This is a genomic window from Nocardioides sp. NPDC087217 (assembly GCF_044744805.1).
GTDB lineage: Bacteria > Actinomycetota > Actinomycetes > Propionibacteriales > Nocardioidaceae > Nocardioides.
In genome coordinates this window covers 146187-158516 of the sequence record NZ_JBIUZB010000001.1, presented here as the reverse complement: position 1 = coordinate 158516, position 12330 = coordinate 146187, and the positions used below count along the sequence as shown (strand labels likewise).

The window sequence follows — 12330 nt, the reverse complement described above, 5'->3', positions numbered from 1 at the left end:
CAGCTCCTCTCGCCCACCAGAACTCATCGTCCGTTGTAACCCGAACCAGAGCACGGCGGCTAGGGACGGTCACCACACGGCTGGTCTGATGGTCGAAGGGTAACTTTTCGATTGAGGTCGGATCAGGGCGAAGGATTGTCAGTGACTCGCTGTCGTGTTCGAAGTGCTGCCGCTGCGGAGCATTCGGCGCACCAGCGGCGGATGTCCTCGGACCGCAGGTGCCAGAACGCGTGCCACCCCTGGGCCGGCACACCGCAGATGGTCACGGACGTGCCGATCCGCTTGAGGTGTGCCTCGCCCCACGGCGCTGGAGCCGCCGTCCCTGCGGGCTGGCGGTGCCGGGCCACGATGATCCAGCTGTGCCCGATCGTCCTGGGATCGACGCCGGTGGCGGGCACAGCCATCTCATGCCTCCGCCGCTGCGGTGTCTGCAGCGTGTGCGGCGTCGCGGTTCGCGATCAGGGCCATGACGCTCGGATCGCTGAGCGTGGTGGTGTCGCCGACATCTCGGCCCTCGGCGACATCGCGCAGGAGGCGGCGCATGATCTTCCCGGACCGCGTCTTGGGCAGCTCCGGGACGATCGTGATCTGCCGCGGCTTGGCGATGGCCCCGATCTCTCGGGCCACATGGTTGCGCAGCTCCTGGATCAGCGCCTCGCCGGTGTTGCCGTCCCCGGAGCGCAGGATCACGTAGGCGACGACCGCCTGGCCGGTGGTCTCGTCGACGGCGCCGACGACGGCTGCTTCGGCGATCCGCGGGTGGGAGACCAGGGCGGACTCGATCTCGCTCGTGGAGAGGCGGTGTCCGGACACGTTCATCACGTCGTCGACACGGCCCAGGATCCAGATGTCGCCGTCCTCGTCCTTCTTGGCTCCGTCGCCGGCGAAGTAGTAGCCGAGATCCGCGAAGCGAGTCCAGTACGTCTCGACGAAGCGGTCGTCGTCCTGCCACAACGTGCGCAGCATCGCGGGCCACGGCTTGGTGAGGACCAGGTAGCCGCTCGACCCGTTCGGCACCGAACGACCCTCCTCGTCGACCACGTCGGCGCCGATACCGGGCAGCGGCCGCATCGCCGAGCCGGGCTTGCCGGCGGTGACCCCGGGGAGGGGACTGATCATCATCTGACCGGTCTCGGTCTGCCACCAGGTGTCGACGACGGGGCAGCGGTCGCCGCCGATGACGGTGCGGTACCAGAGGTAAGCCTCGGGGTTGATCGGCTCGCCGACCGATCCGAGGAGCCGCAGCGAGGTGAGGTCGTACCTGTCCGGGATCTCGCGTCCCCACTTCATGAACGTCCGGACCGCCGTCGGGGCGGTGTAGAAGAGGGTCACGCCGTACTGTTCGATGATCTCCCACCAGCGACCCCGGTGCGGGCTGTCCGGAGTGCCCTCGTAGAGCACCTGGGTGACGCCGTTGGCGAGCGGCCCGTAGACGATGTAGCTGTGTCCGGTGACCCAGCCGATGTCGGCGGTGCACCAGTAGACGTCCGTGTCCGGCTTGAGGTCGAACACGGCGTGGTGCGTGTAGGACGCGCCCGTCAGGTAGCCGCCGGTGGTGTGCAGGATGCCCTTGGGCTTCCCGGTCGTGCCCGAGGAGTACATGACGTACAGCGGGTGCTCGGCATCGAACGCCTCCGGCGTGTGCTCGGGCGAAGCGCTGTCGACGACGTCGTGCCACCACAGGTCGGTGGCGTCGTCGAACGGCACGTACTCCCCGGTGCGGCGCACGACGAGGACGTGCTCCACCGGGCTCTGGCCGCCCAGCCGCGCCAGGGCCGCATCGACCGCCGGCTTCAGCGCCGACGGAGCCCCGCGACGGTAGCCGCCGTCGGAGGTGATCACCAGCTTGGCCCGGCAGTCCTCGATCCGCGAGGCGAGGGCCTCGGCCGAGAACCCACCGAAGACCACGGTGTGGGTGGCCCCGATGCGGGCACAGGCCAGCATCGCGACGATGGCCTCGGGGATCATCGGCAAGTAGATCGCGACCAGGTCGCCGCTGACCACGCCGAGGTCGGTCAGCGCGTTGGCGGCTCGGGACACCTCGTCCTTGAGGTCGGCGTAGGTGATGTCCCGGGTGTCACCGGGCTCGCCGATGAAGTGGAAGGCCACCTTGTCGCCGCGACCGGCCTCGACGTGCCGGTCGACGCAGTTGTACGCCGCGTTCAGCTTCCCGTCCGCGAACCACCGCGCGTGGGGTGCGTCGGACCAGTCCAGCACCTCGGTGAACGGCTCGGCCCAGGTCAGCCGCTCCGCCTGCTCGGCCCAGAAGGCCTCGACGTCGGACTCGGCCCGGGCGTACGCCTCCTCGGTGACGTTGGCGGCAGCAGCCAGGTCGGCCGGAGGGTCGAAGCGGATCGGTTTGCTGGGGATGGTCAGGTCGGTCATGGCGTCGTGCTTTCTCGGGAGGGCGGGAGGGGAGGCGCTAGCCGAGCAGGGCGGCCTCGTCGTCGGTGAACAGTCGCGACCGGATCAGGAACCGCACGCCCTCGGGCGCCTCCAGGGAGAACCCGGCGCCGCGTCCGGGGACGACGTCGATGGTGAGGTGGGTGTGCGACCAGTACTCGAACTGCGAGCGCGACATCCAGACCGGCACCTGCTGGTCCAGCCCGATGTCCAGGTCACCCAGGTGGATGTCGGCGTCGCCGAGCATGAAGTCACCGCTCGGGTAGCACATCGGGGCGGAGCCGTCGCAGCATCCACCGGACTGATGGAACATGACCGGCCCGTGGATACCGACGAGGCGGCGGAGCAGGTCCGCCGCCCCGTCGGTCACGGCGACCCGCGCCGGAAGGGAGGAGGCGTGGGTCGCGCTCATCAGAAGAACCCGAGTGCGTCGGGGCTGTAGCTGACGAGCAGGTTCTTGGTCTGCTGGTAGTGGTCCAGCATCATCTTGTGGGTCTCACGACCGATGCCGGACTGCTTGTAGCCGCCGAAGGCCGCGTGGGCCGGGTAGGCGTGGTAGCAGTTCGTCCAGACCCGGCCGGCCTTGATCTCCTTGCCGGCCCGGAAAGCCTGCGACCCGTCACGCGACCAGACACCGGCGCCGAGGCCGTACAGGGTGTCGTTGGCGACCTTGAGGGCGTCGGCCTCGTCGTCGAAGCCGGTCAGCGACACGACCGGCCCGAAGATCTCCTCCTGGAAGATCCGCATCGAGTTGTCGCCCTCGAAGACCGTCGGCTGCACGTAGTAGCCCTCGGCGAGGTCTCCCTCGAGGATGCTCCGCTCGCCACCGGTGAGGATCTTGGCGCCCTCGTCCTTACCGATCTCGATGTAGGACAGGATCTTCTCGAGCTGGTCGTTGCTGGCCTGGGCGCCGATCATCGTGGTGTCGTCGAGCGGGTTGCCCTGCTTGATCTTCTCGACCCGGGCGATGGCGTCGCCGACGAAGTCGGAGTAGATCGAGCGCTGGACGAGCGCACGCGACGGGCAGGTGCAGACCTCGCCCTGGTTGAGGGCGAACATCGTGAAGCCCTCGAGCGCCTTGTCGTAGAAGGCGTCCTTCTCCGCGGCGACGGAGTCGAAGAAGATGTTCGGGCTCTTGCCGCCGAGCTCCAGGGTCACCGGGATGATGTTCTGGCTGGCGTACTGCATGATCAGGCGGCCGGTGGTGGTCTCACCGGTGAAGGCGACCTTGGCGACGCGCGGCGAGGAGGCCAGCGGCTTGCCGGCCTCGACGCCGAAGCCGTTGACGACGTTGAGCACTCCGGCGGGCAGCAGGTCGCCGACCAGCTCGACGAGCTTGAGGATCGACCAGGGCGTCTGCTCGGCCGGCTTCAGGACGACGCAGTTGCCCGCCGCGAGCGCGGGGGCGAGCTTCCAGACCGCCATCAGGATCGGGAAGTTCCACGGGATGATCTGGCCGACGACGCCCAGCGGCTCGTGGAAGTGGTACGCCACGGTGTTCTCGTCGATCTCACCGATGGTGCCCTCCTGGGCACGCAGCACGCCGGCGAAGTAGCGGAAGTGGTCGATGGCGAGCGGGATGTCGGCGGCCAGCGTCTCGCGGACCGGCTTGCCGTTCTCCCAGGTCTCGGCGACGGCGATCGCGGTGAGGTTCTCCTCCATCACGTCGGCGATCTTGAGCAGGATGTTGGCCCGCTCCGTCGTCGAGGTCTTCCCCCACGACGGAGCGGCAGCATGTGCGGCGTCCAGGGCGGCCTCGATGTCCTCGGCCGCGCCCCGGGCGATCTCGGTGAACGGCTTGCCGTTCACCGGCGAGATGTTCTCGAAGTAGGCACCCTTGACCGGGTCGACCCAGTCGCCACCGATGTAGTGGCCGTAGCGGCCTCGGACGGTGACCAGCGAGTCGGGCTGGCCGGGAGCTGTGTATACGGTCATCGGGATTTCTCCTCAGGCAGTTCAGGCATTAGGGCGTGATCGTGGTCACAGACGCTAGGAACGCTGAGGTTGCAGCAACGTTGCGCGACCGATGCAACGTGAATGCAACCTTCAAATGTGACCCTCATCACTTGAGGAGGTCCGGATGAACGACACGAAGCAGAGCCCCTCCATGCGTGCAGCCGTGGCGGACTCGTGGCACCGATCCGCTGCCGCCGGGGTGACCGCGGACGACACGTCCGCGCCGATCACCCTGCCCGAGGACCAGCTCCGGGACATCCGCGCGGCCCATCCGCTGGCTCGCGTGTTTCCGCTCCTCGACGACGTGCTCGGGCAGGCGGCGCGCGACTGCGACGCGATCATGGCCGTCTCGGACGAGGCCGGTCAGCTGCTCTGGGTGTGCGGTGCTCCGGCGGCACTCCGCCGCGCGGAGCGGATCGGCTTCGTCGAGGGGAGCAACTGGGACGAGCGCCTGGCCGGCACGAACGCTCCCGGGCTCGCGCTCCGGCTCGACCGGCCGACCAGCGTCGTCGCCGCCGAGCACTTCCGGCGCTCGGTGCAGCAGTGGAGCTGCGCCGCGACCCCGATCCACGACCCGGGCGACTCGCGCCTGCTCGGCGTCCTCGACATCACCGGCGGCGACTCCATCGTCGTACCCCAGACGATGGCGATGGTGCGCGCCGCCGCGAGGCTCGCGGAGTCCGAGCTTGCCCGCGAGCAGCTGCTGCCGAGGCCGCCCGAGACCCGGCCTGGCTGGGCACGCATCGCCGTGGAGACCCTGGGCCGCCAGGACCTGCTGCTGTCGATCGACGACGGCCGCGGACATCGCGCGCAGCTGCGGCTCTCCCCACGCCACAGCGAGATCTTCCTGCTCCTCGCCAGCGCCCCGCGCGGCCTCTCGGGCGACGAGCTCGCGGTCCTCCTGTACGAGGACGACGGCGGTTCCTCGACGCTCCGCGCCGAGCTGAACCGGCTGCGCAACCTGCTCGGAGAGGAGTTCCTCGCTTCGCGGCCCTACCGGCTCACGACCGAGGTGACCGGGGACTGGCTGGGCGTCGAGGCACGGCTCGCGGTGGGCGACGTCGCCGGCGCGCTCCGTTGCTATCGCGGCCCGATCCTGCCGCGGTCGGTCGCGCCGGGCGTGGTCCGGCTCCGCGAGACGCTGGCGCAGCAGCTGCGCGCGGCGGTGCTGCAGTCGGGCCAGCCCGACCTGGTCTCGACGTGGACCCGGTCGGCGTGGGGCGCCGACGACTATGAGATGTGGCTCCGGCTCCGGACCCTGCTGCCCTCCGGCTCGCCGTTGCTGGCCCTCGCCGACGGTCAGATCGCCCGGCTGGACCGCGAGGTCGGTCTCTGAGATGACCGCTGGAATGGCGCCGACGACGGCGGTGATGGCACGCAGCTGGGAGGTGGCTCCTCGGCAGGAGCAGGTCCCGCCGGCCGCTGCCCCGCTCGACCAGGTGGTGAAGTTCCAGGCCCCCGAGGTGGTCTTCGGGCACAACTCGCTCGAGGAGGCGGGCTACGCCGCTGCCCGGCTCGGGGCCAGACGACCGTTCGTCGTCAGCGATCCCGGCATCGTCGAGGCCGGCTGGGTCGACGAGCTGCTCCGGCTGCTCCGGGCCGAGGGGCTCGTCCCGGTGCTGTGGACCGAGGTCACGCCGAACCCCAAGGACCACGAGGTACGCCGCGCCTACGAGAGGTACGTCGAGGCCGAGGCCGACGTCATCGTGGCCATCGGCGGCGGCTCCTGCATGGATGCCGCGAAGGGCGTCGCGGTGCTCTCGGGCAACGGCGGCGACATCCTCGACTACGCCGGGATCGACCAGATCGCCCGGCCGATCCCGCCGATGCTGATGATCCCGAGCACCTCGGGGACCGGCGCCGACGTCTCCCAGTTCTGCATCGTCACCGACACCGACCGCCGGGTGAAGATCACGATCATGGGTCGCGCCCTGGTGCCCGACGTCTCGATCACCGACCCCCGCCTGCTGACCACGATGCCGGAGGCGCTCAACGCCGCGACCGGCCTGGACGCACTGACCCACGGCATCGAGTCGTACGTCTCGCTGGCGCACAACCCGCTGGCCGACGGGCACGCGATGAGCTCGGTCGCGCTCGTCTGCCGGCACCTGCGCTCGACCGTCACCGACCCGACCTCGATGGAGCATCGCGCGATGATGGCGCAGGCGAGCCTGCAGGCGGGCCTGGCCTTCACCAACGCGATCCTCGGCGCGACCCACGCGATGAGCCACCAGGTCGGCGGGCTGCTCGACGCTCCGCACGGTGTGGTCAACGGGGTCCTGCTCCCGCACGTCATCCGCTACAACGCGCGCTCGGTCCCCGAGCGGTTCGTCGGCCTGGCCCGCGCCGCCGGTCTGCCGGTCGACGGTGTCCCCGGTGACGTCGCCGCCGAGATGCTCGCCGACCACGTGCGGCGCCTGGCCGACGACGTCGGCGTGCCCCGAGGCCTGAGAGACCTCGGGGTGACCGACACCGATCTCGACACCCTGTCGGTGACCACCCTCGACGACGCCTGCCTGACGACGAACCCCCGCCCGGCGAGCCGCGCCGAGATCCACGCGCTCTTCCGAGAAGCCCTGTGAGGGCGATCCAGTGAGCGCTCCCGACCTGGCAGCACTGACCGGCGTACGTTCCGGCAAGCGCTCCTACTACCGCGCCTTCCTGCGCTCCGACGAGCGCATGCAGCAGGCCGTACGTGCCATGGACTCGATCTCACGTGCACTGGTGCGCACGGTCGAGGGCCCCCGGGCGCTCCTGGAGGAGGTGGCCCGGGCGGCCGCGGTGCACCTCGCCGCGGAGTGGACGATCCTGGCGCTGGCCGACGGCCACCTGACCGGGGCCCGGCCGAGGTTCATCGTCGTCGACCACGACGGCCGGGTGGTCGGCGACGAGGAGGAGCTCCCCGGAGTCGTACGTCGCGAGCTCGGCGCGATCCGCGCCGGACATGCGACCGGGGCACCCGGGCCGGCTCGCTGGGTGCGGGTGCCGATGACGCTGGAGAGCGTCATGATCGGCAGCCTGGTCGGTCTCCACGGGCTCGCCGACGACCCGGAGCCCGGGGACCTGTCGGTGCTGCGGATCCTGGCCAACGAGGCCGCGGTGGCGCTGCACACCTCCGAGCAGTACCAGGCCGGGCTCGCCCAGCACCGCCGCGCCCAGCGGCTCTACGACGAGGTCGGTGCCCGGGAGCGGGACCTCGAGCAGCGCACCCGTGAGCTGCGTCAGGCCGAGGAACGGCTGCTGGTGGCACGCCAGCGCGAGCTGGTCGACCACGAGCGCCACCGCATCGCGCGGGAGCTGCACGACAGCGTGACCCAGTTCGTGCTCTCGGCGGGGATGTCGGTCGAGGTCGCCCGCGGCGAGACGGAGGAGCTGGGCCCGGCCGGGGAGCGGATCGGTGAGCTCCTCAACACCGCGAAGAAGCTCACCCAGGACGCCGTGGAGCAGCTCCGCCGGGCGATCTACGCCCTGCACCAGCCGCATCGCGACACGGTGTCGTCGCTGCCCGAGCTGCTGCACGAGGTCGCCGAGCACCACCGTCCGCATCTGGACGTGTCGGTGCGGGTGGAGGGCGAGGTCTGCCCGATGCCCGCGGAGGCCAAGCACGACATCGCCCGCGCGGTCGGCGAGGCGCTCTTCAACGTGGCGATCCACGCCGAGGCCAGCCAGGCGGTGCTCCGGCTCCGCTACCGCAAGCACGAGCTCTACGTCGGGGTCGCCGACGACGGCCGCGGGGATCCGGGCCTGCTCGCCCGGAAGCTGCGGCTCGAGCGCGGCGCCTCGATCGACGGCAGGCACCGGGGCCTGGCCAACATCGAGACCCGGATCGGCGAGCTCGGCGGCACCGTCGCGTTCCGGCGCTCGCACCTCGGCGGCGTACGAGTGGAGCTCCGGGTGCCGCTGCCGGTCGTGGACCGCGGCCGGGGAACGATCTGCGGGCTCATCGAGGACCCGCAGTAGCCGCTTCGAGGAGGAACCGATGAACACGCTCAGCCCACCCCAGGCGGTCCCGGACCGGATGACGGCCGGCATCGACGTACTGCTGGTCGATGATCACGCGATCGTCCGTCAGGGTCTGCGCTCGATCCTCGAGCGCGAGCCCGGCCTCCGGGTCGTCGCGGAGGCGGCGACGGCGGCCGAGGCGTTGGCCCGGGTCAACAGCGCTCGCCCGGACATCGTGCTGCTCGACCTGAAGCTCTCCTCGTCCTCGGACGCCGAGGGGCTCGAGCTGTGCGCCGCGCTGACCCAGCGGCACCCGGAGGCGCTGATCCTCGTGCTGACGACGTTCCTCGACGAGCAGCTGGTGATGCAGGCGATCCGCGCCGGCGCCCGTGGCTATGTCGTCAAGGATGTCGACACCACCGGGCTGGTCCGCGCCATCCGGGACGTCGCGAGCGGCGGGAGCGCCTTCGACGCGCGCTCCGCGGCGGCGATGATCCGTGGCGTGAACATGCCGGTGACCAGCGACGACTCCGAGCTCACCGCCCGCGAGCTGGAGGTGCTGGAGCTGCTCGCGCACGGGCTGTCGAACCGTGCCATCGGCCACCGGCTCTACATCTCCGACACCACCGCCAAGTTCCACGTGGGCAACATCCTGCGGAAGCTGGGCGTCAGCCGCCGGGCCGAGGCGGTGTACGAGGCGTCCAAGCTCGGCCTCCTCTGACCCGGCGGCCGGAGACGTCACGGCACCGGCAGGACGGTGCGGTCCCAGGTCGTGTTCACGATGATCGCGGCGGAGGCGTAGAGCGCCACCAGGGCGTCCAGGATCAGCACGTAGCCGGCCGTCTGGCCAAGAGCGGCGCTGCCGAGGAACGACCCGAAGGCCGCCAGGTAGAAGACCCCGGCCAGGAGCACGAAGATCACGATCGTGGTGGTGTTGGTGCGGAGCGCGGCGAGCAGCATGTAGGTCGTGAACACCGCCCAGGCCAGCAGGAACATCCCGGTGATCGCGGCGCCGCCCGCGGTCACCATCGGGCCGTAGAACTGCACGAGCAGGGCGTAGGAGAGCCAGAACCCGGCGTACGCGGTGAACACCAGGGCCGGGAACGTCTCGCCCCGCCGGAAGTGAACCAGGCCGGCCACGAGCTCGGTCGCGAAGCCCAGGGCCAGCGCGAGGGGCAGGACAGCGGGCAGGGCGGCCGCGTCCACGATCCCCGACATCACGGTGGCCAGGACGAGCGCCGAGATCCCGAAGCTGGCCAGGCCGAGCGGGAAGGGGTCGCCCCACGTCGTCGGTGCGGTGCCTGGCATGGTCTCTACTGCATCGATGGATGTGTTCGTCATCGGTTCCTCCAAGGGTTCAACCGTCGTCCGGCTGGGCCACGGTTCTCACAAAGTAGTGACGTACGACACACCGACGGACCCGCCGAGCGGGCGGTAGCGCACCTGCCCGCGGGTAGCCCTCCAGCGCGGTCGCGTGCGGCCGACGGACAGGTCGGACCGGGCCTTGACCAGGCCTGACGCGGCGCCGGGAGGACGACGGCTCGTCCGCGTCGCCGACGGACAGGTCGCCGCCGGAGAGGCGATCAGCGGTCGGTGTCGATGACGAGCCAGCCACCGTGGTGCTCGACGACCCGGTGCGGGTGTCCCGAGGCCGCGCCCCAGGCGGCGAGGTCATCGAGCGAGACCGTCCGGACGTGTCCCCAGGTCTCGTCGGGCTCGTCCTCGAGGGGTACGGCGATCACCACGCGGCGTCGCGCCACCCGGATCGCCTCCGCGACCGCCCGGTCGCCGAGGCTCGGCTCGATGTGCTCGAGGAGGTGGATCAGCAGCACGTTGTCGGCGGCCCCGTCCGACCACGGCAGCCGGGTGGCGTCGGCGGCTCGCGTCGCCAGCGGCACCCCCAGCCCGGCCGCCGCGGCGCTGAGCAGCGTGACTGTGCCGGCGGAGAGGTCGGAGGCGGTCACGTCCCGTCCCGCGGAGGCCAGCCGCAGCGAGAGGAACCCGAAGCAACAGCCGACCTCGAGGACCGAGCCGGGCGCCAGTTGCTGCTCGACGAAGCGGTAGACGGGGGCGTACTCGGCGACGGTTCCGTGAGCCGGGGCGGCGGGACCGGGCCGGTGCAGCGCCTGCTCCACGCGCCGCAGCGTGTTGCGGTAGAACGCCGCCCACGCCTGCTCCGGGTCCTGAGCGCTGCTGACCACGACCCCGGTGAAGAGCCGCTCGAAGAGGTCGGGACCGCGCAGCCAACCGGGCTGGAACAGCTCCTCGGCCAGCAGACCCGAGAGGTCGTCGTCGATCTGGTCCGTACGCAGGCAGTGGATCAGATGGACCTGGTGGCCCTCACGGTGCACGTCGAAATGGCGGGTGCGGATCGTCCCGAGATGACGCCGCGGGCGCGGACCCTGCCAGGCCCGGACGCTGACGAGCTCGTCGCGGTAGACCCCGGCCTCGGGGCCGGGTCGCAGCGCGTCGATCACGTCCAGCTCGCCGGGCGGCGTGGTCATCGGCCGACCGACATCGTCTGGGTGACGTTGTCCAGGCCGCGCAGATTGCGGACGACCTGGACCTTGTCGCACCACTCGGCGTACTCCGGCAGGTCACAGCCCCCGAGCGCCCAGGAGTAGCGCGGCTCAGAGGTGAGCCAGATCGTCGACCGGGCGCGCCGGGTGAGCTCCTCGAAAGCGGCGAAGCCCGGATCCTTGCCGTTGCCGCGGCCGTCGCCGAGGATCACCAGCGTGGTCCGCCGGTTCACGGCCGAGCCGAACTGCTCGAGGAACTGCTCGAACGAGGCGCCGTAGTTCGAGTCCGCGTCCACGTCGAGCACCCCGCCGGCAGGCAGGCCCGCCAACACTAGGGACAGCGCGTCCTCGATCCGGTGCTCGGCGAACAGGTCGGTGATCTCGACCAGGTCCTTCACGAACGCGAACGACCGAACGGAGGTGGCCACCGACTGCAGGCTGTGCAGCAGGTGCAGCGTGAAGCGGGCGGTGGAGCGTACGGACAGGGAGACGTCGCAGAGGACGAGCAGCCGTGGCCGGTCGTGCGCCTTGGCGACGGTGACCGGGCGGAACGGCACCCCGTCGTACTTCATGTTGGTGCGCATCGTCCGCCGGCCGTCGACGATGCCGCGGGCGGCGACCGTACGCCGCGGCCGTGGCGCTCCGTGGAGCTTCCGGAGCAGCCTCCGCAGCGACTCCTCCAGTGCGGCCCGGTCGTGCTCGGCCACTGTCTCGGCCTGCGCCGCCTGGATCTCCCGCGACTCGATCTCGCGCTCCATGCTCATCAGCCGCTCGAGGTGGTCCCGGATCCGCTCGGGCAGCGACGCCAGCCATGGGGAGAGCGCCTTGCGGAGCTCCGCGAGGGCATCGTCGTCGTCGATGCCGCTGTCGGGTTCGCGCTCCTCGAGCCAGCTCAGCAGGGCGATCTCCTCCTGCACGGACAGCTCGGTGTCGAGCTGCATCCCGCCGTCCCGGATCAGCTCGCCCGGGTTGCCGGGGTTGTGCATCCGGCTGGTCGAGAGCTGGACCCGCGCGGCCTCCCCGGGGCTGGACTTGGGGTCGTTGGAGAGGACGATCTCGTCGGTGAGCGCGGCGATGTCGATCTTGTTCGCCTCCTGGTGGAGGTTGTAGCGCTGCGCCATGTCCTCGGGCTTGAAGTACTCCTTGATGTCGTCCGGCTTGCCGTGGCTGTGCCCGTCCTCGGGCACCTCGCCCGGCTCCTCGGAGAGCGTGAAGTCGGTGAGCTCGCCGTCGTCGGAGAGGTCGTCGTGGCTGTGCCCGTGCTCGACCGCGTCCTCGACGACCGGGCGCAGCCCGAAGAACCGGTCGAAGACGAGATCGAAGGTGTCCAGGTCGCGACGGTCCTTGACCAGGCTCGCGGTCAGCGCGGCGTGGAGCAGGTGGCGCTGCTCGAGGACTCCGGGCTGGGCGACCGCGTGCATCGCGTCGATCACCTCGGCGGTGCTCACGCGCACGCCGCAGAGCCGGAGCAGCCGGATGAAACGGTGGAGTGCGGTCTCCATGTCGGGCC

General features: G+C 70.6%; 11 protein-coding genes. 4 read left to right on the top strand and 7 right to left on the bottom strand.

Annotation, left to right across the window (positions count from 1 at the left end):
• Positions 1-122: 122 nt before the first annotated feature.
• Genes ACIO3S_RS00825 through ACIO3S_RS00810 form a run of 4 tightly spaced genes read right to left on the bottom strand, consistent with a single transcriptional unit; the run spans position 123 to position 4338 of the window.
• On the bottom strand, positions 123-404 hold the full coding sequence (locus ACIO3S_RS00825) for a hypothetical protein (RefSeq protein ID WP_400458528.1): 282 nt from the start codon (positions 402-404) through the stop codon (positions 123-125).
• A gap of 1 nt (position 405) precedes the next feature.
• A complete protein-coding gene (acs, locus tag ACIO3S_RS00820; protein ID WP_400458526.1) occupies positions 406-2385 on the bottom strand; it encodes an acetate--CoA ligase in 1980 nt (659 codons plus the stop codon).
• A gap of 37 nt (positions 2386-2422) precedes the next feature.
• Complete coding sequence (locus ACIO3S_RS00815) at positions 2423-2815, bottom strand: DUF779 domain-containing protein (RefSeq protein ID WP_141802077.1); 393 nt, start codon at positions 2813-2815, stop codon at positions 2423-2425.
• Positions 2815-4338 (bottom strand): aldehyde dehydrogenase family protein, encoded by a 1524-nt coding sequence (locus ACIO3S_RS00810; RefSeq protein WP_400458525.1) that lies wholly within the window; start codon positions 4336-4338, stop codon positions 2815-2817. The genes ACIO3S_RS00815 and ACIO3S_RS00810 overlap by 1 nt, the downstream gene beginning before the upstream one ends.
• A gap of 145 nt (positions 4339-4483) precedes the next feature.
• Between ACIO3S_RS00810 and ACIO3S_RS00805 the strand changes: the two genes are divergently transcribed.
• From ACIO3S_RS00805 to ACIO3S_RS00790, 4 genes are read left to right on the top strand one after another with little or no spacing between them, the layout of a single operon-like run.
• Complete coding sequence (locus tag ACIO3S_RS00805) at positions 4484-5695, top strand: GAF domain-containing protein (protein ID WP_350717442.1); 1212 nt, start codon at positions 4484-4486, stop codon at positions 5693-5695.
• 1 nt (position 5696) lies between these two features.
• Positions 5697-6941 (top strand): iron-containing alcohol dehydrogenase, encoded by a 1245-nt coding sequence (locus ACIO3S_RS00800; protein ID WP_400458522.1) that lies wholly within the window; start codon positions 5697-5699, stop codon positions 6939-6941.
• Between the two features lie 10 nt (positions 6942-6951).
• Positions 6952-8319, top strand: a complete 1368-nt coding sequence (locus ACIO3S_RS00795) for a sensor histidine kinase (RefSeq protein WP_400458521.1) — start codon at positions 6952-6954, stop codon at positions 8317-8319.
• A 19-nt stretch (positions 8320-8338) separates the two neighbouring features.
• On the top strand, positions 8339-9022 hold the full coding sequence (locus tag ACIO3S_RS00790) for a response regulator (protein ID WP_400458520.1): 684 nt from the start codon (positions 8339-8341) through the stop codon (positions 9020-9022).
• Between the two features lie 17 nt (positions 9023-9039).
• On the opposite strand, the gene ACIO3S_RS00785 is transcribed toward ACIO3S_RS00790, so the two are convergent.
• The 3 genes from ACIO3S_RS00785 to ACIO3S_RS00775 form a co-directional block, all read right to left on the bottom strand.
• Complete coding sequence (locus ACIO3S_RS00785; RefSeq protein WP_160026050.1) at positions 9040-9642, bottom strand: acetate uptake transporter; 603 nt, start codon at positions 9640-9642, stop codon at positions 9040-9042.
• A gap of 242 nt (positions 9643-9884) precedes the next feature.
• Complete coding sequence (mftM, locus tag ACIO3S_RS00780; protein ID WP_400458519.1) at positions 9885-10805, bottom strand: mycofactocin oligosaccharide methyltransferase MftM; 921 nt, start codon at positions 10803-10805, stop codon at positions 9885-9887.
• Positions 10802-12322: a VWA domain-containing protein gene (locus tag ACIO3S_RS00775; protein WP_400458517.1), complete on the bottom strand. Its 1521-nt coding sequence runs from the start codon at positions 12320-12322 to the stop codon at positions 10802-10804. Before ACIO3S_RS00775 ends, mftM begins: the two co-directional genes overlap by 4 nt.
• Positions 12323-12330 lie beyond the last annotated feature (8 nt).

Bases quoted from the DNA above. Each gene is read 5' to 3' on its own strand.
- ACIO3S_RS00825 (WP_400458528.1), bottom strand. From the start codon at position 404: ATGGCTGTGCCCGCCACCGGCGTCGATCCCAGGACGATCGGGCACAGC.
- acs (WP_400458526.1), bottom strand. From the start codon at position 2,385: ATGACCGACCTGACCATCCCCAGCAAACCGATCCGCTTCGACCCTCCG.
- ACIO3S_RS00815 (WP_141802077.1), bottom strand. From the start codon at position 2,815: ATGAGCGCGACCCACGCCTCCTCCCTTCCGGCGCGGGTCGCCGTGACC.
- ACIO3S_RS00810 (WP_400458525.1), bottom strand. From the start codon at position 4,338: ATGACCGTATACACAGCTCCCGGCCAGCCCGACTCGCTGGTCACCGTC.
- ACIO3S_RS00805 (WP_350717442.1), top strand. From the start codon at position 4,484: ATGAACGACACGAAGCAGAGCCCCTCCATGCGTGCAGCCGTGGCGGAC.
- ACIO3S_RS00800 (WP_400458522.1), top strand. From the start codon at position 5,697: ATGACCGCTGGAATGGCGCCGACGACGGCGGTGATGGCACGCAGCTGG.
- ACIO3S_RS00790 (WP_400458520.1), top strand. From the start codon at position 8,339: ATGAACACGCTCAGCCCACCCCAGGCGGTCCCGGACCGGATGACGGCC.
- ACIO3S_RS00785 (WP_160026050.1), bottom strand. From the start codon at position 9,642: ATGACGAACACATCCATCGATGCAGTAGAGACCATGCCAGGCACCGCA.
- mftM (WP_400458519.1), bottom strand. From the start codon at position 10,805: ATGACCACGCCGCCCGGCGAGCTGGACGTGATCGACGCGCTGCGACCC.
- ACIO3S_RS00775 (WP_400458517.1), bottom strand. From the start codon at position 12,322: ATGGAGACCGCACTCCACCGTTTCATCCGGCTGCTCCGGCTCTGCGGC.